Source organism: Bradyrhizobium sp. Ghvi (genome assembly GCF_900115265.1).
GTDB lineage: Bacteria > Pseudomonadota > Alphaproteobacteria > Rhizobiales > Xanthobacteraceae > Bradyrhizobium.
Genome location: NZ_FOVU01000001.1, coordinates 190,002 through 209,228 on the forward strand (window position 1 = coordinate 190,002; position 19,227 = coordinate 209,228).

Genomic DNA, 19,227 nt, shown 5'->3' on the forward strand with positions numbered 1-19,227 from the left:
GAGGGGAAGATGTCTGCACCGGGTCACAAGCCTCCGATCGCGCTTGCAGTGGCAAACGTCCGCTCTGCTCTGGTAAGCTGGCGATTATGCCCACTCCCCAAGCGGAGTGACCACGAGCGCCGGGAAGGACAGCCGATGAATCTCCAAGCCGTCGTCTTCGACGCCTACGGAACGCTCTACGATATCCAGTCGGTCGCCGAGATCACCGAGGATGCGTTCCCGGGCTATGGCGACATCATCACGCAGGTCTGGCGGATCAAGCAGCTCGAATACACCTGGTTGCGCTCGCTGATGCGGCGCTATCAGGATTTTTATGCCGTCACGCGCGACTCGCTGGCCTATACGCTGCGCGTGCTCGGGCTTGCCTATGAGAACGAGGCCTTCGAGCGCGTGATCGAGAAATACCTGCATCTCGATCTCTATCCCGAGGCGACCGCAGCGCTCGCCGCGCTGAAGCCGCGCAAGCTTGCCATCCTCTCCAATGGCAGCCCGGACATGCTGAATGCGCTGGTGCGCAATTCCGGCCTCGACCGGCTGCTCGATGCCACCATCAGCGTGGACGCCAAGCAGATCTTCAAGCCGAGCCCGCAGGCCTATGAGCTGATCGGCGAGGTGCTCGGCACCGCGTCTGATGAGGTGCTGTTCGTGTCCTCCAATCCCTGGGACGTCGCGGGCGCGAAAGCGTTCGGCCTCAACGTCGCCTGGATCGAGCGGGTGACGCCGGAAGCGATGGCGCTGGCTTGCGTCGAGACCGAACTCGTGGCACCGCTCACCATGTTCAGGGCGATCCGCACCCAGATGGACGAGCTCGGCTTTGCGCCGGATTATCGTGTCCGTTCACTCTCGGAACTGCCCGGGATCGCCTGAGCATCGCCGCCGCCCGTAAGTCTGGAATGAGCTGACTGGAATGAGCCTGGAATCCGTTCGCGCCTTCTTCGCCGAGAAAGCCCCCGACATATCAGTCATGGAATCCCCGATCAGCTCGGCGACCGTGACGCTGGCCGCCGAAGCCTATGGCGTCGAGCCCGGAATGATCGCCAAGACGCTGTCCTTACGCGTCGGCGAGCGCGTCATCCTGATCGTCGCCGCCGGCACCTCGCGCATGGACAACAGGAAGGTGAAGGCGCAGTTCGGCGGCAAGCCGAAGATGCTGGGGCTGGAAGAGGTCGCCGACATCACCGGCCACGAGGTCGGCGGCGTCTGTCCGTTCGGATTGAAGTCACCGCTGCCGGTTTATTGCGACGTGTCGCTGAAGTCCTTCGACGTGGTGGTGCCCGCCGCAGGCTCGACCCACAGCGCGGTGCGCATCACGCCGGAACGGATGGCGGAGCTGACCGCGGCCGAGTGGGTCGACGTTTGCGAGCATAAGCCGTAGGCGACGCTAATCATCATCATCATCGTAAGGCCGCGGCTGCGCAGGTGGCGGCGGTGCGTTGTTGTAGCGCGGCGCCGGTGCGGCGCGATTGCGGGGGACCTGATGTTGCGGCGGCATCTGGTTGTTGGACTCGAACACCGCGCGGCAGCCGGTGGAGAGTTGCGGCGTATTCTGGCGCAGGCAGGCGGTGATTCGGCTCACATCCGGAATCTGATCGCTGCACAGTCGCCAGACATCGGGCGTGCAGGCCATCTGCTGCTCCAGGGTTCCGCGATATTCTTCTGCGGCGGCGCTCTGCGCGACGATGCTGCCGATCGCAAGCGCCACGCCAAGCGCAATCCGCTCTGTTCGCATGGTTCTGATCCTTCCGATATCCCTCGAATTCTCATCAATCAATGAGACGCGGGCAGGTTCGGAACCAACAAAAAAATGTGAAGCCAGGACTGGAACCTATTCCACTCGACCGATCGTCTCGACGGCTGCAATCCGCCGCGCGCTGTCGACAGCCAACGAGGTCGAAGAAGGCTTTGCGCGGCGGCGATCGGCAACAACGACCCTTTACGAAGCGTTAGCCATGTTCGGCCCGCGTCGGAACGCATTCCTGCAGCCTCCGTTGCCCTGCCAAGGAGTGCGCCATGGGAAACCTTGCGACCATCGATACGGCCCTGGACGAGATGTTGGTGAACTTAGCGGCGATCGTCCTGCGGCTGTCAAAGCCCGAAACAACGCGAACGCCGGAAGCGCGGCGGGCCCTGGCGCAATCCGTCCAACAATACGCGGTGTGCGCGGCGCGCTCGACCGATCCCCGCGTGCATGAATTGAAGTCGCAGCTGGAGCAGACGCTGAAGCCGAGTCTGCGCATTGTCGCGATCGATGGGGTGAAGGTGTCGTAGTCCGACAACCTCATTGCAAGCGATTCGCTCTAAGCCTTGGCCTTCCCGCGCGGCCGCCGCTTGCAGGTGCCGGGCAGCTTCGCGGCGAGAAAGTCGCCGAGCGCTTCGACGCGCGCGGGGCGCGGGCCGCCGGGCGGGGTGACGAGATGCACGGCGCCTTCGGCCTGCTTCCAGTCCTTCAGGATCACTTCGACGGCGCCCGACGAAATGGCGTCGCCGACGATGAATTCGGGCAGCTCGGCGATGCCGAGGCCGGCGAGCAGCGACGGCATCACCGCTTCGCCGTTATTGACGCGAAGCTGGCCGCCGGGGCGGACGCTCGCCTGCTCGCCGGCCGAATTGGTGTAGTGCCAGACGTTCGGCGTCGAGAGATAGGCGTAGCTGAAGCATTTGTGCTGGGCGAGATGCATCGGATGCGTGGGCCTGCCGTATTTCTTCAAGTAGGACGGCGCCGCGACGGTGAAGCGCGGCATGGTGAAGAGCCGCCGCGCGATCAGCGAGGAATCCGGCAGCCGCGCGATCCGCACCGCCATGTCAAAGCCTTCGCCGATGAGATCGACGCTCGCGTCGCTCAAGTGCAGGTCGACCGAGACCTCCGGATAGGCTTCAAGAAATTCCGGCAGCAGTGGTGCCACCGCCTTGATGCCGAACGTCATGGGCACCGCGAGCCGCACCAGCCCGCGCGGCGCCACCGATTGCGCCAATGCCTCGTTCTCGGCCGCCTCGCCGTCGGCCAGCAGGCGCGTAGCGCGGTCGGCGAGCTTGTGGCCGGCATCGGTCAGCGCGAGCCGGCGCGAGGTGCGGTTGAACAGGCGGGCGCCGAGCCGCTCCTCCAGCCGCGTCACGGCCTTGGAGACGGTGGCCTTGGACATGGTGAGCTCGCTCGCAGCCCCCGCAAACGACCGTAACTCCACGACTTTTGCAAAAATCGCGAGCGCCTCGAAATCGGGGAGTTTGGCCATGGCCGCGGTCCAATCAAGATATTTAGGGAAACAATGAGTTTCAACAGTTTCTATTTCTATACCACGGGCGGGAGCTTATCCAAGGGGTCATCAGGAACAAGGCAGCCATCACCAAACCCAAGGAAACACGTCCATGATCGAACTCAGACCTTTCGCAAAGCTCGGCGGCGCCGATCACGGCTGGCTCAAGGCCAAGCATCATTTCTCCTTCGCCAGCCACTATGACCCGAACAACATGGGCCATGGCGCGTTGCGGGTATGGAACGACGACGAGATCGCACCGAACACCGGCTTTCCGGCCCATCCCCATGCCAACATGGAAATCATCACCTATGTGCGCGAGGGCGCGATCACTCATCAGGACAGCCTCGGCAACGAGGGCCGGACCGAAGCCGGCGACGTGCAGGTGATGAGCGCCGGCAGCGGCATCCGCCACTCCGAATACAATCTCGAGCCGACCAGGACGCGGATCTTCCAGATCTGGATCGAGCCCGTTGCGCGCGGGGGACAACCGACCTGGGGATCAAAGCCGTTTCCGAAGGCGGATCGCTCCGGCAAGCTCGTCACCATTGCGAGCGGCATCGAGGGTGACAGCGACGCGCTGCCGATCCGCGCCGACGCGCGGGTGCTGGCCACCACGCTCAAGGCCGGCGAAAGCGCGGAGTACGAACCGCAGAAGGCGCGACATCTCTATCTCGTGCCCGCAGCAGGTGCGGTCGAGATCAACGGCGTGCGCGTCAATGCCCGCGACGGCGCTGCGATCCGCGACGAAAGCAAGTTGAAGATCACGGCGCTCGAAGATTCCGAGCTCGTGCTCGTCGACGCGGCGTAACCACACGAGAAGTCGTCATGCCCGGGCGTGACCCGGGCATCCATCCCTTCGCAAGGAGCTTTTCGAAGAGCGATGGATTGCCGGGTCAAGCCCGGCAATGACAGCCAACCAAACAACTCAACTCATCAAATCCAGTCAACGGAGACCAACATGACCAAAGTTCTCGTCCTCTACTACTCCGCCTATGGCCATATCGAGGCGATGGCCAATGCCGTCGCTGAAGGTGCGCGCGAGGCCGGCGCCACCGTCGACATCAAGCGCGTGCCCGAGCTGGTGCCGGCCGAGGTCGCCAAAGCCTCCCATTACAAGGTCGACCAGGCAGCACCAGTCGCCAAGGTCGAGGACCTCGCCAATTACGACGCGATCATCGTCGGCACCGGCACGCGCTTCGGCCGCATGGCCTCGCAGATGGCAAACTTCCTGGATCAGGCCGGCGGACTCTGGGCCAAGGGCGCGCTGCACGGCAAGGTTGGCGGTGCCTTCACCTCGACCGCGACCCAGCATGGCGGCCAGGAGACGACGCTGTTCTCCGTTATCACCAACCTGCTGCATTTCGGCATGGTGATCGTCGGCATGAATTACGGCTTTGCCGGCCAGATGAAGCTCGACGAGATCACGGGCGGCGCGCCCTACGGCGCCACCACGATCACAGGCGGCGACGGCAGCCGCCAGCCCAGCGCCAATGAACTCGCCGGCGCGCGCTACCAGGGGCGTCAGATCGCCGAGACTGCCAAGAAACTGCACGGCTGAGCTGCACGGCTGAGCTTCACCGCCAAGCACGCGGCTGGGCGGCATTCACCCCAGGAAATGCCGCCCGAGCTCTCAGGCCCGCGTGATGTCCGCGTGAGGCGGAATGCTCTCAACCGGTGCGGAAGCAGGCGCGGTCGACAGCCACCAGCCGTCGCCGGCAAACCAGCAGGTGTCGTCGGGCGCATCCCCTCGCCGCAGCGACTGTACACGTTCCCATCCCTTGCCGAACGCCTCGGCCAATCGGCGCGCGGCATCGGAATCCTGAAGCCCCGCACACCCGATGAACTGGGCCCGGCTGAGAAATTTGGCCGGCCAGGCCGTCCCCTGCTCCGGCCGTGTGATCATCAACATGCCGCCAAGCATGCCCTCGGGCGCCAGCGGAAACACCAGCCGCCCGCCCGGCCGCAAAGCCTCGAGCCATTCCACGGCCGGCTGCGCCGCGCCCGCGCAGACATAGATCACGTCGACATCAGGCAGATCGGACGCAATGCCCGAGCGTTCGCGCAGCTCGACCGTGGCGATGTCCTTCAGATTCTCGCGCGCAAGCGCCGCCAGTCGTTCGTCGATCTCATAGCCATAGACGCGGCCATTGGGTCCGACGAGTTCGGCGAGGATGGCGGTGTAATAGCCGGTGCCGGCGCCGATCTGGACCACGGTCTCGCCCTCCCTCACGCCGCAGCCGCTGAGCCAGTAAGCGTGCGCGCCGGGCATGCCGATGTTGATGCCACGTGCCGGATCCAGCGCCAGCAGCACGTTCTGATACAGAAAGGCGGGATCGTCATCGGGGGTCACGACATAGGGGTGCCCTCCCAGCGTGATCGACCACGGGCCGGGCCCTGCGAAGGCCTCGCGCCTGACCGTACGAAAGGCCTGCTCGAGGCGCGGGTCCGTGGCCCTGGCCGCGGCGCAGATCAACTGCGCAAAGAACGTGCGAAGTTTTCCCGAACGATCGTCCATGTCGCCTCCTGGCTGTGGAGGTGACGATACCACAATCAGTGCGATTTCGAGCGGCGCTGCAACCCGCAGGCGCTGGAGACCTTAGCGCGCGGCCTTGTCCATCGCTTGCGCAGGATCCGTCAAGCGCGTGCCGGAGCCGGTGCCGGCCGAGGTCGCCAAAGCCTCCATTACAAGGTCGATCAGGCAGCCCGCGTGTCTTACTGCGCGATGCCGACCCCACGGACCGCCGTCGGCGAGCGGCGCCATCGCGATTGCGACAGACGCGCAAACAGCTCCTGTCCCGGCCGCTCGATCAGATAGTAGCTGACGCTGGCGACGGCGACGAGAACGACAAGAAACAGCAACGTCGCCATGATCGGCAACACCTGTCCGCCGAGCAGGATCAGCTTGCCCGCTTCGCCTCCGAGCGCCGAGCTGACGCCCTCGGTGGTCGTCAACACGCGCCCTGTGACCTTCTCCGCGATCGAGACCGGACGATCGACAAAGTTGAAGATGATGAACGCCTGCCACATGTAGACCGAATAGGAGACCTTGCCGAGCCAGTCATTGACCCTGTTCGACATCAGGCGCGAAACCGGTCCGGCTTCGAACGCGAACACGAAAACGGCGGCTGCAAAGACCAACGGTGCGAAAAACGACGTCTCGCCGCGGCCGGCTGCCGACACGTACCAAACGATGCCGATCAGCATCGCCAATTCGGGGAACCTGGAATCGAGCGCGCCTCTCGGCGTAATCTGAAACAGCCGATACGTCAGATGGCCGACGAAGAATCCGTACAGGCAGCGGACAAATCCAAAGTCGTAGCTGACGTCGATGCCATGCGGAGCGAACAGGACAAGCACCGACACACTGATCGCCAGTATCATCCCGATCAGGCTCAAGGCAGCGAACCGGAATCGCGCCAGCCATGTCGAGCTGACAACCAGCACCGCTGCGAAAACGAGATAGGTCCAGAACTCTGCACAGATGCTCCAGCTCGGCGGATTCCAGGTCAAATGCCTGACGAGGCCGAAGGATTGCCCAAGGGCCAGATTGATCGGAAGGGTGTCGAGCGAATTGGCGCCTGCAAACGGCGGCAGATAAAACGCCGCGCCGCGCGCCGCGAGCACGGCCTTGGCAATTTCGGCGGCCACAAACGCCAGCAGCACGACAGCGTGGAGTGGCCACAGTCGGCCGAACCGACGAACGGCGAATGCGGCCAAATCGCCCGATGTTTTTAACCGACCACCATAGCTGTAGGTGATCACGAAGCCGCTCAGCACGAAGAAAAAGTCGACGAACAGATAGCCGTTACGAACGAAATCGAGCGGGTAGATGGCACTGTAGAGATTGAGGTGAAACAGCGCAACAAGCAACGCGGCAATTCCGCGCCAACCGTCGAGCACCCGAAAATGCATCTTCGTGGTTTCTGCAGCCAGTTCCATCTCATTCCTCGCGTGACGGTCTTCCCAACGCGCGTCCGACCAATTGTGAAAGTCGTGGGGAACGGCGCACAGCTTGCGCGGCGTAGTCGCGCAACACGTAAGGGATGCCGCGCCAGCCGATCGCGATGCTCGCATCGGTCAGTGGAACCGGCTTGGCGCCGAAACGGCGCTTGAAAGCGTAATTGCCGACGCTGAAGTCGAAGCGGCGAACGCCCTGCGCGTGGAGCGCGGCCATGGTGCGTTCGACGACGAGCTTGCTCGGCGAACAATGCGACCAGCCCTCACCGGCATTGCTGATCCTCAACACCGCGAAATAGTCGCCGTGCCGAATTCCGAGCATGGTCGCGACAACCGCCTCCTCGCAGGAGAGCGCCGACACCACCACATAGCCTTGCGCGAGCCCGCGCCTGACCAGATTGCGGTAGAAGCTGCCGTGACTTTCGTCGTTGAGCACGAAGTTGAGGCCGAGACTGCGCATGCGGTGCTGCTGCTGGCCGTCCATCACATCGACGATCTTCAAGGCTTCGTCGACCGAATCGATCATGCGAAATGCCGCACCTGGGTGGCGGTTGAAGACGCGCCAGTAGCGCGGCATCTGGATTCGTTTAATCGAGTCGCGATAGGCCTCGAAGTCCTCGCCCACTTCGACGATGTTGCCGTTGAGCGAACTGGAGCCGTCCCGGCCAAGCATGGCGAGCGGATTGATGCCGCGTCCAATACGGCGGGGCATTTTTCGCAGGCGAACGAGATCAACACCGCCCGGCACCTTGCGCAGCCCGGCGAGCAGCGCCTTGACGACGGCGTGGGCCTCCGCGGGTTCGAAGGCGATGCCTGCCCGCAAGATCGGCGCGTTGTAGTCGGTGACGTTCAAGTCGGCGAATTCGACGATCCGCACGCTGTGGCGCACGTGACGAATCAACGGCACGAGAGCGACCTTACGTGCCGTGGTGGTGTCGCTCACAATCGCCACGAGTGGCGAGGCGTTCTTGAAAGCACCGTACCAGACATCGAACCATAGCGGATGTTGAAAGGCCGTCTCCTGACCATCGGCAGTCCAGCCGGAAGCGGCCAGAGCCCAGTCGGCAACAAAATCAACCTTGAATCCCGACGCGGACACACAGGATGCGCGTCCGATGCTTCGCTCGGCTTCCACGATCGCCATCGCCCATCAACTTCCTTCACCCGGCCCTTGCCCCGATCGTTCGACGGCACGACCGTGCGATCCCGGTCCGTGCTCGCCGCCAATCGCCGCCAATCTTCACTCCGCCCGAATGAATTTATGCATTGTTCAGAGTTCGGGTGGACGCTCAAGCCTGGGTTGTTATCCCGCGAAAATGGGGGCCAATGCAATCGCAGCGGCCGATGGTAAGACAATCACAGGGATATATGGCTAACTTCCCCGCCGGATGGAACTGCGGGCCGCCTCCTCTCGCCACCGTCATCCCTTCGGAATCCCTAACGCAAGCCCCCAAGCAGCATGAGCAAACCGGTAGAATACAAAGCGCTGTTTCTCGGTGCGGGGCCGCAAATGCAGTGTGGGGTCGGCCAATTCACGCACCTGCTGCGTGAGGCCGTCGAGCAGCTCGACCGCACCAGCTGCACGGTGTTAACCTTGACGCGATCGGCGGGTTCGCTTGGCGAGATCTGGCGCGCAATCGGCTCGGCCCAAACCGTGGTTTGCAACTTCCCGATAGTCGCCTGGAAACGCGTGATTTTGCGGCCGTTTCTGGCACTTGCGTTCGCGCGGTTGCGCGGCCGGCGCGTCGTCCTGATTCAGCACGAATGGGCAAGCCTGCACTGGCTGCGTCGCCTCACCTACCTCCCGGCTTTGCTGCTTGCAAACACGATCGTGATGTTCTCGCCGCAGGTACGCCGCGAACTCGCGAGCGATCCGATCATCGGCCGGACCGCAGCGAAATGCGTGCTCGCCCCGCTGCCACCGAATATCGAGGCCCCTTCGCAAACGACCGACACCCCGCTGCGCCGACGGCTGAAGGCCGCGCGCCAAGACGGCCGCATGGTGATCGGACATTTCGGATCGATCTATCCCGGCAAGCAGCCCAACACGTTGCTCAACGTCAGCGCCATTCTCCGCGATCGCGGACACCGTCCGCTCACCGTCTACATCGGGTCCTTCATCAAGGCGCTCGACAACGTTGAAGCGGGTTTTCATTCGCGGTTGAGCGAGCTCGGATTATCGGACGACGTGATCGTCTCAGGCTACGTCGATTCCAGCGCGGAGGTATTCGGGCTGTTCGACGAGGTCGATGCGTTCTGCTATCCGCTCGAGGAAGGCTTGACGGCGCGCCGCGCCAGTATCCTCACCGCCGTGCAAGCCGGCCGTCCCGTGATCGTCACCGGCCCCTCCCACGCTGACGAGTTCGATCACCACTTGCGCTTCAAGAGCTTGATCGAGCACGGCGCCATCGTCCTGGTGCCGCGTGGCTCGAGCGACGACGTGTACGCCGACGCGATCCTCAACTCGCTCGAGCGATCGGCGGCATATCCTCCGCTCGATTTCCCAAGCTGGTGGTATGACGCGGCGAGCGCGATCAAGGCCCGGCTTTAGACCGCGCGGCTTACTCGGCGAGACGGAACCGCCCGAGATAATGCAAGCCGAACATCGCCACCATCATGGTGAACCACATCTGATCGGCGCGATCGAAGAAGAAGCTCTCCAGCGACGACAAATATAGTCCGAACAGCCAGACCTGGAGCAGGGCTTGCGCCAGCGGTCCGTCGTTGCCGCCTTCGCCGGCGCTATGGAAATCCCGCAAGGGCTTGATGACAAACGCCGCGATCAGCAGCGCCAGCCCCGGCAGCCCCAACGCAAGCGTAATATCCAGATATCCGTTGTGGCTGTGGGCGGCGGTCGCCGCCCACTCCATGCCCTGCGGCAAGTTTCGAACGGCAGCGCTGCCCCAGAACGCCGAGAATCCATATCCGGTCCAGAGCTTCAGCCGCGCCGCCTCCAAACCAAACGTCCAGATGTCGGTGCGGCCCGTAAAGCTTGCATCCAACGGCAGCGCCCTGGAAATCGACGCGAGGATCTCGCTCATCACGCTGCCGATGCCGATCATGTTGAGCAGCACGAGCGGCGTCAGCAGGACCACCGCGCGGAACCAGAACGAACGAATCATCGAGGAAAGCGACGTCAAGACCAGCACGCCGAAGCAGAGCGCCAGTGCGCTTTTTCCTTCGGCTTTGATCAAGAACAGAAGCGTCAAACCAACCGCGACCCCGCCGGCCAGCCACGAACCGGCGCGCATGATGTAAATGCCGAGAAACAGCAGCATCGCCATCATGCCCGCGGCCATGTTCTTGTGTCCGAACACGCCGCGCCAAGCCCCGGCCAGCGCCGGTTCCTGGGCGTCCGTCGCCAGATGTATCGACAGATTCGGCGCCAGCAGGAAGCCGAGATAGCAAACCGTCAGCAGCGTCAGGATCGCGGTCGCGAGCCAGTTTCTTAGTTCGGTCTGAGTTCTTGGCAATAACATCAACGACGCAGCCACCGTGGCGACGCTGATCGCAAGCAAGAACCGGCGGGCCGACGTGCCGGGCTCGATCGACATCATCACCATCACGACGATCCATCCGCCTATGGCGAGATAGGACGGCGAGAGCAGCGTCGCAAATCCCCTCGCGCCGTCGCGCATCGTCAGCGCGACCGTCAGGACTGCAAAGCCGGCAAACGCTGCGTAGGTCCAGGCCTCGTTACCCATGGTCACTTCGGTGAGCAGCATGTCGCTGAGATCGATGAACGGGTGCATCGATATCCAAGCCAGCAGCAACGCACCGATGAAAGCGGCCGCCCGCGCGATATCGACGAGCAGCAGCCCACGAAGCTCTTCGGCGATGGCGCCAAAATCGGAAACCGCAGAAAGCTGGGTCAAGAACCGGCTCAAGCTGTAATCTTCGAAGCTTTGTAGGGTTGAGGTTCGATACCGATCGCCGCCAGCAGTCCGCCGGCGGCCACGATCATCGGATGCAGGGCGATCAGCGGTGTCCACCCGGTCAACAGCAAGCGGAGCGCGCGGAGCACCGAGAGCGGCAGCAGCGCCAGCACCTTGGCGGTGAGCCTCAGGCGCGACCATCGCGTATCCGCGACCTTGCGCTGAACGCGATAGTTGATCGCGCCGATTCGAAGTCCGCGCAGCGCGATCCAGGATGGGCGTGTTCTCGTGTCCGGAACGGTCTCGACGATGACCGCTTCCGCGACCCAGTAGAACTCCAGTCCGATCCGCCGGCAGCGGGTGAAGAAATCGACATCTCCGCCGCCGAGAAAATTGAAACGAAGATCAAAGGGGGGACTGCCGAGCTTTTCGAACACGCCACGCCGGATCAGACAGTTTCCGCAACCGTAGATGATCGGCACGTGACCACTGGTTTCATATGCGGGGCGAAACGCCGGATGTTGCTGCAGTCCACGCTTGGCCTCGTCATGGAAGTGCTGAAACACCGGCCCACCAACGATGTCGGCGCCTGTCGCCTCGGCCGCTTGCACCATCCGCTCCAGCCAGTCCGGCGCGGCGATCTCGTCATCATCGATCATCAGGAAGTTGGTCGCATTCGGAAAGATCGCTTGCGCCGTCTCAAACGCCGCGTTGATCGCCTGACAATTGCCCTGCCTTGGCTCGACCACACAAAGGCCATTCAGTTTTCCGGATTGCAGGAATTCATTGGCGACAGGCACGCTACCGCGTGCCGATGCATCGTTTTCGACCATCACAACGGCAAAACGCCGATCCGAGCGCTGGCCGGCGAGCGACTGAAGCGTTCTTTGCAAATCGTCCGGACGGCGGAAGCAGGGAATGCAGACGACGATGTCGACCGAAGAATCAAGAGCGGCCGACGTTATCACGACTTCGCGGGAAACGGCCGGGGTAAGCTTGCTGTCGTTTGGCAATATGGTCTCGATGTTACTCATGATGCTTGCAAGAGAGCGCCTTCGAGGCGCTGTTAGGTGAGCTTTCGGCGATACTCTTCGATCACGTCGAACAATGGTTTCGGTTTGAATTCGGCATCAAGCGGTAGCGGGCGGTTCGGCATGCCGTCGGCGCGCTTGAAGTAGGTCGGCACCCAGGTGTATCGATCGGTCAGCCCCCACGTCAGGATCGCCTTTGGCCGGACCACTTCGCAACACGCGCCAAGGAATTCGGCAGCCGTTGCGGCGACAAGCGCATCCCGCTCCTTGATTTTTCCAGGCAAGTCGAAATCGATCACATCGAGCTCTGTGATGAGAACGTCGAGCTTGAGAGCGACAATCTCGGCCAAAAGCGACTGCAATCCGTCGCGATCGATCCCGCGCCCGGCAAATAGATGCGCTTGCAGGCCGACCGCGTGCAGAGGCACGTCCCGATCCCGCAGCCATCGCAGCAACTGAATCAAGCTGCGGCGCCGGGCCTCGAAGCGCGCGCCGCGGTATTCAACGTCATATTCGTTAAGCACGAGTTTAGCGTCCGGATCCGTTGACGCCGTGGCCTTCAACGCAATCGGTAGGTATTCCGGTCCGAGCCGGTTCATCCAGATCGAAGGCCGGATGGAAGACCGGTCCTGCGGCCAATCGATCAGCGGTTCATTCACCACGTCCCACGAGGGAACGGCGCCTCGGTATCGAGACACAACTGTCTCGATATGATCGACCAGTTCCCGCTCGGCCTCCGCCGCGCTGGCAAGCTCAGAGGTCCATGCCGGGAGCGCGCCATACCAGGCCAGCGTATGGCCGCGAATTCCGAGGTGGTTTTGCCGCGCGAAATCAACCAGCGCATCGGCATTCTCGAACCGATACTCGTCCCGTTTGGGGTGAATGTCGGACCACTTCATTTCCCCTTCCGGGACGATCATGTCGCACATTCTGGCGATTGTGGCGCGGTAGGTCGGATCGGACGCCAGCGCCCCGGCGCGCACCGCGGCACCGTAGGGAATCAGCGTTGATTCAGCTGAACCCAAAGGCCTCCGCGATTCCGCAAAAGCGGCGGCGCCCGAGAGACTCAAGGCGAGGCCGGCAGCCGTTTGAGTCAAAAATTTACGCCGGGATGGAAGCGACATCGTCATGGAATCGCGCAACAAGTTTCGGGCGGGTTGCCGCCTGGGCCATTATGCCAATCAGCAGCAAAATCCGGTCCAACGGAAGTGATCAGAACTGCACCCTCTGCCGGTGTGGTTAACATGCCCGATTAACCACCTTGCATTTGTCGCGCAAAAACGCGTGCCGCGGCATTGATCTTGCTCTCCTGGGCCTGCCATAGAACTGTCCGCAGGACATCATGAGTTCCAACGCCTTCGAACAGACGCCCGAGCGGAACAGCGTCGCGCTGTTAACCCCGACCTATGAGCGCGATCTGTCGCTCTGCGCATTGCTTTGCGACAGCGTCGACCACCATGCCCGGTCGTTCTCCAAGCACTATCTGCTGGTTCCTGATTCCGACCTCGCACTGTTCTCCCGCTTCGAAGGGCCGCAACGAACAGTCCTGCCGGCAAGCCAATTCCTGCCCCGATGGCTGCGGCCCCTGCCCGCCATCATCCGCCGTCAGCGGCGCCAGCATTGGTGGTCGCTTCGCGCCAGACCCGTGAGCGGCTGGCACATTCAGCAGATTCTCAAAATTGCATCGGCGGCAACGCTCCCGCATTCGCGCTTCTGCATTCTCGATTCGGACGTTGTGCTTTTCCGCGATTTTGATCTGGCGCGCTTTCAAGTTCCTCAACCGCTCCCATTGTACTGGGCACCGAAGGGCATCACGTCGGATCACGTCAGACATGCGCGATGGATCGAGACCACGCATCGTCTGCTCGGCCTGACGGCGCCCTCACTCCCCGCCGCAGACTTCATTGGTCACATCATATTTTGGGATCAACCGGCGGTCCGCCGCATGATCCGCAAGATCGAAAGTACCACCCGACGTGACTGGATCGAGGCCCTGTGCCGCACCCGGGAATTTTCCGAATATCTGCTGTACGGCTATTTCGTGCAGAACGAGGCGGACTTGTTCGCCATGCACACGCCCTCCTTGCAGACCGGCTGCATCAGCTATTGGGACGAGTTCAAGCTCGATAAGGCGGCACTCGTTCGTCTTCTCGGCACGGCCACCGCGGACGACTTCGCCTTTTCCGCGACTTCCTTTTCAGAAACGCCGGCGGCAACCATCCGCGAGGTCATCGACCAACAGCGGCCGCGGCCGCGCTCGCCCGTCGGGCTGCAAGGGCCAGCAGGACTTGACGTGCGATGATGATCGGGCTGGCCAGCATCAATCTGACCGCCAACGCGCTGTCCGCGGCTCTTGGACTGCTGGGCGTTTTCGTTTTCACGCGGCTATTCGCCCCGCACGAATACGGCGTCTATCTTCTCGGCGTCGGGTTCGCGTCCGTCGTCAGCACTTTCCTGGCAGGCTGGTTCCGCAACTTGATCTTGAGCGAGCACGCGCGGGAAGACGGCCCCGATATTCGCGGTCTCGTTCTTCGAGGCTATATCCTGTGCTGCCTCATCGCGCCCGCCACCTATGGATTGGGACTCCTCGTCGGCCTCGAGGCGGCGCCGACTGCCGCGGCGGTAGCGCTCGCCATCGCCATTGGCCTGTTCGAGCTTACGCAGGATCTGGCGCGTGCCCGCCTCCGCGCGCTCGAAGCGCTGAAGGGAACACTGGCTCGCGCCATATCGGCTCTCTGCCTCGGCGTGACGGTCGCCTTCGTCGCACCTGAAGGCGCTTTCCTGCTCAGCTCGGCGGCGCTCGCCTGCTGCGTTGCCGTGGTCGTGCAATGGTCGACGACCTGGCGCGGAAGCAGGAGCAAGTCCGATACGTCGATTCGATCCGTTGCGCTCCAGGGCCTGCCGCTCACGCTCTCGCTCACATTGCTTGCGGTGTCGAGCGTGACCGACCGCTTCATGATCGCGAATTTGATCGGGTCGGCGGATACCGGCAGGTACATTGCGGGGCTCGACCTCGTCCGGCAGACGTTGATGATGCCGGCGATGAGTGCCGCCGCCGCCTTCATTCCGATGGCCGTGCAAATCAATTCCAGCCGGGGCCGCGACGCAGTACGGTCGCATCTGGCCGAATGCGTCGAGCTGCTGTTCGGGGTGACGTTGCCCGCGTGCCTCGGCTTCGCCGTGATCTCTGCGCATATTGCCAACGTGGTCTTTGGCGCTGATTTTCGGCAAGTTGCCGCGCAAACCATGCCCATTCTCGCCGTTGCGGTCGTCTTCCAGATTCTTACGCAACAGTACCTTCACGCCAGCTTTCTGCTGTCCCGGCGAAACAGCTTCTACCTGATCAACATCAGCGCGATCATCGCCGCCAACGTGGTGTTGTCCTATGTCTTCGTCAGTGAGTACGGCCCGCTCGGCGCCGCGTGGGCGAGACTTTGCGCCGATGCGTTCGGATTTGTCGTGGCGCTTGCACTCTCCAGGCGCGCGTTCCCCGTTCCGATCCCGATCGCCCGGCTGGCACTGGTCATGATCGCGGGCCTGCTGATGGCCTCGGTCGTCACAATGGCCGATGCAAGCCTACGTATCTCCGATTTCGCGGCCTGCGTCACCTTGGTGACGGTGGGCCTGACGACTTATCTCGCCTTGTGCTGGCTGTTCGACATCTGCCACGCGCGTAGGCGGCTGCGAACCGGCCTGGCACTTGCTCGTTTGAAACTGGCAGACATCGCCGTGCAGTGGGATCTTCGAAGGAAGCGATCAATCGCGACAGCGACGCGGCGTCATGTCGGGGAGTAACGGTCGATTAACTTTTGCTGCAAGGCGCGACGTGGCTTGCGATGAGGCCGCGCGCAGCGCTCGACTTAAACGCTTTGTTTGCCATTTCGGTGAATAGTCCCTCAATGAGTATGGTTAATTTTCCCTGTTGCGTTGGTTACGCACCTATATTCCGGGTGCGAGGCGTAAAGCGAAGAGTAACCCCTCAGCCCGCGATCGTTGGAATGAAAGCTGGGGATTATGCTTGACTACAACCAGCCGATAGAACGGGTCAGGTCGGCGGCCCCGCAGCGGAAATCCGAGGCCGGCTTCAACGTGCTGGAGCTCGTCAATTTGCTGTGGCGGCGCAAGATTGCGATCGCCTCTGCGGCGCTGATTGGCGCGAGCCTCGCCGTCACCGTCGGCAAGAGCCTGACGCCCCGTTACACCGCGACCGCCCAGCTTTATGTCGACCCGCGCGAGCTTCAGCTCGTCGATCGCGAGCTCACGCCGCGCGCGCAGGACGTCTCCGGCATGTCCATGGTGGTGGAGAGCCAGGCGCGCCTGATGACCTCCAACAGCGTGCTGTTGCAGGTGATCCAGCAGGCGGGGCTCGACAAGGATCCCGAATTCGGCGGTAGCGACGGCAAGACCCTGACCTCGTCCCTGCTCGGCCTGATCGGCCTCCAGCCCCGCGCGCCCTCCGCTGCGGAGACCAAGGAGGTGCAGCTCGCCGCTCTCGACGCGCTGAACAAGCACATCACTATCCGCAAGACAGAGAAGAGCTTCATCGTCGACGTCGAGGTCTGGTCGATTGATCCGGCGAAGGCGGCGATGCTCGCCAATACCCTGACCAACGTCTATCTCACGGAATCCCGCAACTCCCAGGCGTTGGCGGCGCGGCGCGCCACCAGCGAATTGTCGGGTCGTCTGAAGGAGCTGCGCGAGCGGCTACGCAATGCCGAGACCGCGCTTGCCACCTACAAGGCCCAGAACAATTTCGTCGGCACCCAGGACGCGCTGATCTCCGATCAGCAGCTCTCCTCCAGCAACCAGCGGCTGTCCGCGGCCCGCGCGGCGACGATGGACGCGCAGGCGCGGCTGGACCAGATCGAGGCGAACAAACGGAGCGCGGCGGATGCAGGCGCGATTCCCGAAGCGCTGCAATCGCCGACGATCGCAAACCTGCGCGCCCAATATGCCGACGCCCGCAAGAAATATGCGGAGCAGACCGCCGAGCTCGGCCCGCGGCACCCCGCCCTGCGCCAGACCGAAAAGCAGGTCGAGGATCTCAAGCGCACCATCAACGAGGAGATCGAACGCTTCGCGCTTTCAGCCAAGAACGATTTGACCCGCGCCCGCGACTACGAGGCCTCTCTCAACCGCGCGCTCGAAGCGCAGAAGCGGCAGAGCGTGCAGCTCAGCCAGGCCGCCGTACGCCTGCGCGAGCTCGAGCGTGAGGCCGACGCCAGCCGCGAGGTCTACCAATCGTTCCTCAAGCGCTCGCGCGAGACCGAGGAGCAGGAGACGCTGAACACCTCGGCCGCACGCGTCATCGGCGAGGCTACGGTGCCGCAGCGGCGCTCGTTCCCGCCGACAATGGGCCTGTTTGCGATGATCGGCTTCGGCTTCGGCGCGCTGGCTGCCGCCTGCTGGTTTGTCGCAGCCGAGCATCTGTTCAACGGCACGAACGCGCCCGAGCCCGACCGCCGCGAACGCACACCGGTGCCTGAGGTTTCGAAACCCCTGGGGGAAGCTGCCGCACCACCACCGGGGCTTACGCTGGTGGAGAAACCGCTGATCGCCCGCCTCCAGGAGGCGGACGTGATCCGCACGCTCGGCGCCATTCTTGCCACCGGCGACGGCGTCGACCTGACGCGGATCGATTGGCCGACGCTGCGCCCCGGATTCCCGCTGACGACGCTGCTCAACGCCTTGCGCGACATGCGCGCGGCGATGGCCCGCCGCGCCGGCGGCACGACCATGCCGGTGATGGCCCTGGTCGGCGCCGGCGACACCACCGGACGCAGCGTGACCGCGCTGAATTTCGCGCTCGCAGCCGCGCGTGACGGCAGCCGCGTCCTGATGATCGATGCCGATCATCAGGCGCACACGCTCTCCAACAAGGTCAATCGTCCGGGCAAGACCGAGCCGGGCAAGCTTGGCTGGCTCTCGATCGGCAGCAAGGCCGCGCGCGAGATCAAGACCGTCAATGGCATCTCGGTACTGCCGACGATCGAGAACGACGCCGACAAGGCCGCAGACGCCGTCCGCAAGGCGATCGCGCAGGCGCGCTCGGCCGGCGGCTACGACGTCGCTATTCTCGACGGCCCCGCGATGCCGCTTTCCGCCGCCGGTCGTAAGCTGCTCGATAGCGTCGATGCGCTGGTGGCGGTGCTGCCGACCAGCCTCGACATCAACGACAGCATGGAAAAGATTCTGAGCGCGCTCGGCGGTGCCGAATGCAAGCTCGTTGGCGTCGTGCTCGACGAGCTCACTCCCGCACCCCAACCGCGCCAGCGAGGCAAACAATATGCTTGAGCGCCGCGTCAATATTGAAGGCCGGGCCGCAACCGCCGAGGTGCCACGGATCACCGTCGGCGGCCTTCGCATGGCCGCACTCGACCTGGAAGCCACCGCCAACTTCATGATCGAGGCGACCGATCAAAGTCACCGCATCGGGCGGCCCCTGTACCTGACCTCGGCCAACGGCGAGGTGCTGGCGCGCTGCTCGACGGAGCCGCAGACCGAACGCCTGTTCCGCGTCGCCGATCTGATCAATGCCGATGGCCAGCCGCTGGTGACGGCCTCGAAGCTTCAATCCTGGTTTCCGCTGCCGGAGCGCGTTGCTACCACGGACCTGTTCCATGTCGTCGCGCGCAAGGCGGAAGCCGCCGGCCGCACGTTCTACATGTTCGGCGCCAGCGAGAAAGAGAACGAAGCGGCGGTCAAACGCGTTCAGAACCTGTATCCGAAGCTCAGGATCGTCGGGCACAGCCATGGCTATCTTCGTGGCGAGGCGTTGCGCGCCAAGGTCGAGGAGATCAACGCTCTCGCACCCGATTTCCTGTGGGTCGCGCTCGGCGTGCCCAACGAGCAGGCTTTCGTCGAACAATACACACCGCAGCTGACCAATGTCGGCGTCATCAAAACGTCAGGCGGCCTGTTCAACTTCCTGTCGGGCACCCGCTCTCGCGCGCCGCAATGGATGCAGAAGATCGGGCTCGAATGGGCCTGGCGCACCTGGCTCGAGCCGCGCCGCCTGTTCTGGCGCTATTTGACCACCAACCCCCGCGCGATCTATCTTCTCTTCAGCCGCAACCGGCCCCTGAATCGCTGAAAGAGTAGAAAATCGAC

The 19,227-nt window shown here is 63.1% G+C and carries 18 protein-coding genes; 10 read left to right on the top strand and 8 right to left on the bottom strand.

What is annotated here, in order from left to right:
• Positions 1-135: 135 nt before the first annotated feature.
• Both BM374_RS00940 and BM374_RS00945 read left to right on the top strand, forming a co-directional pair.
• On the top strand, positions 136-867 hold the full coding sequence (locus BM374_RS00940; RefSeq protein WP_092288727.1) for a haloacid dehalogenase type II: 732 nt from the start codon (positions 136-138) through the stop codon (positions 865-867).
• 40 nt (positions 868-907) lie between these two features.
• Entirely contained in the window at positions 908-1,375 is a 468-nt protein-coding gene (locus BM374_RS00945; RefSeq protein ID WP_092288728.1) for a YbaK/EbsC family protein, read from the top strand.
• Positions 1,376-1,381: 6 nt separating this feature from the next.
• On the opposite strand, the gene BM374_RS00950 is transcribed toward BM374_RS00945, so the two are convergent.
• The gene (locus BM374_RS00950; RefSeq protein WP_092288729.1) at positions 1,382-1,729 is read right to left on the bottom strand and encodes a hypothetical protein; all 348 of its coding nucleotides are present in this window, start codon (positions 1,727-1,729) and stop codon (positions 1,382-1,384) included.
• A gap of 281 nt (positions 1,730-2,010) precedes the next feature.
• Between BM374_RS00950 and BM374_RS00955 the strand changes: the two genes are divergently transcribed.
• Complete coding sequence (locus BM374_RS00955; RefSeq protein ID WP_092288730.1) at positions 2,011-2,268, top strand: hypothetical protein; 258 nt, start codon at positions 2,011-2,013, stop codon at positions 2,266-2,268.
• 29 nt (positions 2,269-2,297) lie between these two features.
• Here the strand turns inward: BM374_RS00955 and BM374_RS00960 are convergent, their stop codons facing one another.
• A complete protein-coding gene (locus BM374_RS00960) occupies positions 2,298-3,230 on the bottom strand; it encodes a LysR family transcriptional regulator (RefSeq protein WP_092288731.1) in 933 nt (310 codons plus the stop codon).
• Positions 3,231-3,363: 133 nt separating this feature from the next.
• Here BM374_RS00960 and BM374_RS00965 point away from each other — a divergent pair, with 133 nt between their 5' ends.
• Complete coding sequence (locus BM374_RS00965) at positions 3,364-4,062, top strand: pirin family protein (protein WP_092288732.1); 699 nt, start codon at positions 3,364-3,366, stop codon at positions 4,060-4,062.
• 150 nt (positions 4,063-4,212) lie between these two features.
• Positions 4,213-4,812 (top strand): NAD(P)H:quinone oxidoreductase, encoded by a 600-nt coding sequence (gene wrbA / locus BM374_RS00970; RefSeq protein WP_092288733.1) that lies wholly within the window; start codon positions 4,213-4,215, stop codon positions 4,810-4,812.
• A 72-nt stretch (positions 4,813-4,884) separates the two neighbouring features.
• On the opposite strand, the gene BM374_RS00975 is transcribed toward wrbA, so the two are convergent.
• From BM374_RS00975 to BM374_RS00985, 3 genes are all read right to left on the bottom strand, one after another.
• Positions 4,885-5,769 (bottom strand): protein-L-isoaspartate O-methyltransferase family protein, encoded by an 885-nt coding sequence (locus BM374_RS00975; protein WP_177248030.1) that lies wholly within the window; start codon positions 5,767-5,769, stop codon positions 4,885-4,887.
• A gap of 197 nt (positions 5,770-5,966) precedes the next feature.
• Positions 5,967-7,193 carry an acyltransferase family protein gene (locus BM374_RS00980; RefSeq protein ID WP_092288735.1) on the bottom strand — a complete coding sequence of 409 codons (1,227 nt, stop codon included), beginning with the start codon at positions 7,191-7,193 and terminating at the stop codon, positions 5,967-5,969.
• 1 nt (position 7,194) lies between these two features.
• Complete coding sequence (locus BM374_RS00985) at positions 7,195-8,355, bottom strand: GNAT family N-acetyltransferase (protein WP_092288736.1); 1,161 nt, start codon at positions 8,353-8,355, stop codon at positions 7,195-7,197.
• Positions 8,356-8,670: 315 nt separating this feature from the next.
• Between BM374_RS00985 and BM374_RS00990 the strand changes: the two genes are divergently transcribed.
• The gene (locus BM374_RS00990) at positions 8,671-9,762 is read left to right on the top strand and encodes a glycosyltransferase (protein WP_244552506.1); all 1,092 of its coding nucleotides are present in this window, start codon (positions 8,671-8,673) and stop codon (positions 9,760-9,762) included.
• A gap of 10 nt (positions 9,763-9,772) precedes the next feature.
• Here the strand turns inward: BM374_RS00990 and BM374_RS00995 are convergent, their stop codons facing one another.
• Genes BM374_RS00995 through BM374_RS01005 form a run of 3 tightly spaced genes read right to left on the bottom strand, consistent with a single transcriptional unit; the run spans position 9,773 to position 13,247 of the window.
• Positions 9,773-11,086: an O-antigen ligase family protein gene (locus BM374_RS00995; RefSeq protein ID WP_143270134.1), complete on the bottom strand. Its 1,314-nt coding sequence runs from the start codon at positions 11,084-11,086 to the stop codon at positions 9,773-9,775.
• An 8-nt stretch (positions 11,087-11,094) separates the two neighbouring features.
• Complete coding sequence (locus BM374_RS01000; protein WP_092288738.1) at positions 11,095-12,120, bottom strand: glycosyltransferase family 2 protein; 1,026 nt, start codon at positions 12,118-12,120, stop codon at positions 11,095-11,097.
• A 32-nt stretch (positions 12,121-12,152) separates the two neighbouring features.
• Positions 12,153-13,247 (bottom strand): endo-1,4-beta-xylanase, encoded by a 1,095-nt coding sequence (locus BM374_RS01005; protein ID WP_092288739.1) that lies wholly within the window; start codon positions 13,245-13,247, stop codon positions 12,153-12,155.
• Between the two features lie 212 nt (positions 13,248-13,459).
• On the opposite strand from BM374_RS01005, the gene BM374_RS01010 reads away from it, so the two are divergent.
• The 4 genes from BM374_RS01010 to BM374_RS01025 all read left to right on the top strand — a co-directional run bounded on the left by BM374_RS01010 (position 13,460) and on the right by BM374_RS01025 (position 19,210).
• Entirely contained in the window at positions 13,460-14,419 is a 960-nt protein-coding gene (locus BM374_RS01010; protein WP_092288740.1) for a DUF6492 family protein, read from the top strand.
• Positions 14,416-15,912: a lipopolysaccharide biosynthesis protein gene (locus tag BM374_RS01015; protein ID WP_092288741.1), complete on the top strand. Its 1,497-nt coding sequence runs from the start codon at positions 14,416-14,418 to the stop codon at positions 15,910-15,912. Before BM374_RS01010 ends, BM374_RS01015 begins: the two co-directional genes overlap by 4 nt.
• 219 nt (positions 15,913-16,131) lie before the next feature.
• Entirely contained in the window at positions 16,132-18,411 is a 2,280-nt protein-coding gene (locus BM374_RS01020) for a GumC family protein (RefSeq protein WP_092288742.1), read from the top strand.
• Positions 18,404-19,210: a WecB/TagA/CpsF family glycosyltransferase gene (locus BM374_RS01025; protein ID WP_092288743.1), complete on the top strand. Its 807-nt coding sequence runs from the start codon at positions 18,404-18,406 to the stop codon at positions 19,208-19,210. The genes BM374_RS01020 and BM374_RS01025 overlap by 8 nt, the downstream gene beginning before the upstream one ends.
• Positions 19,211-19,227: the final 17 nt, after the last annotated feature.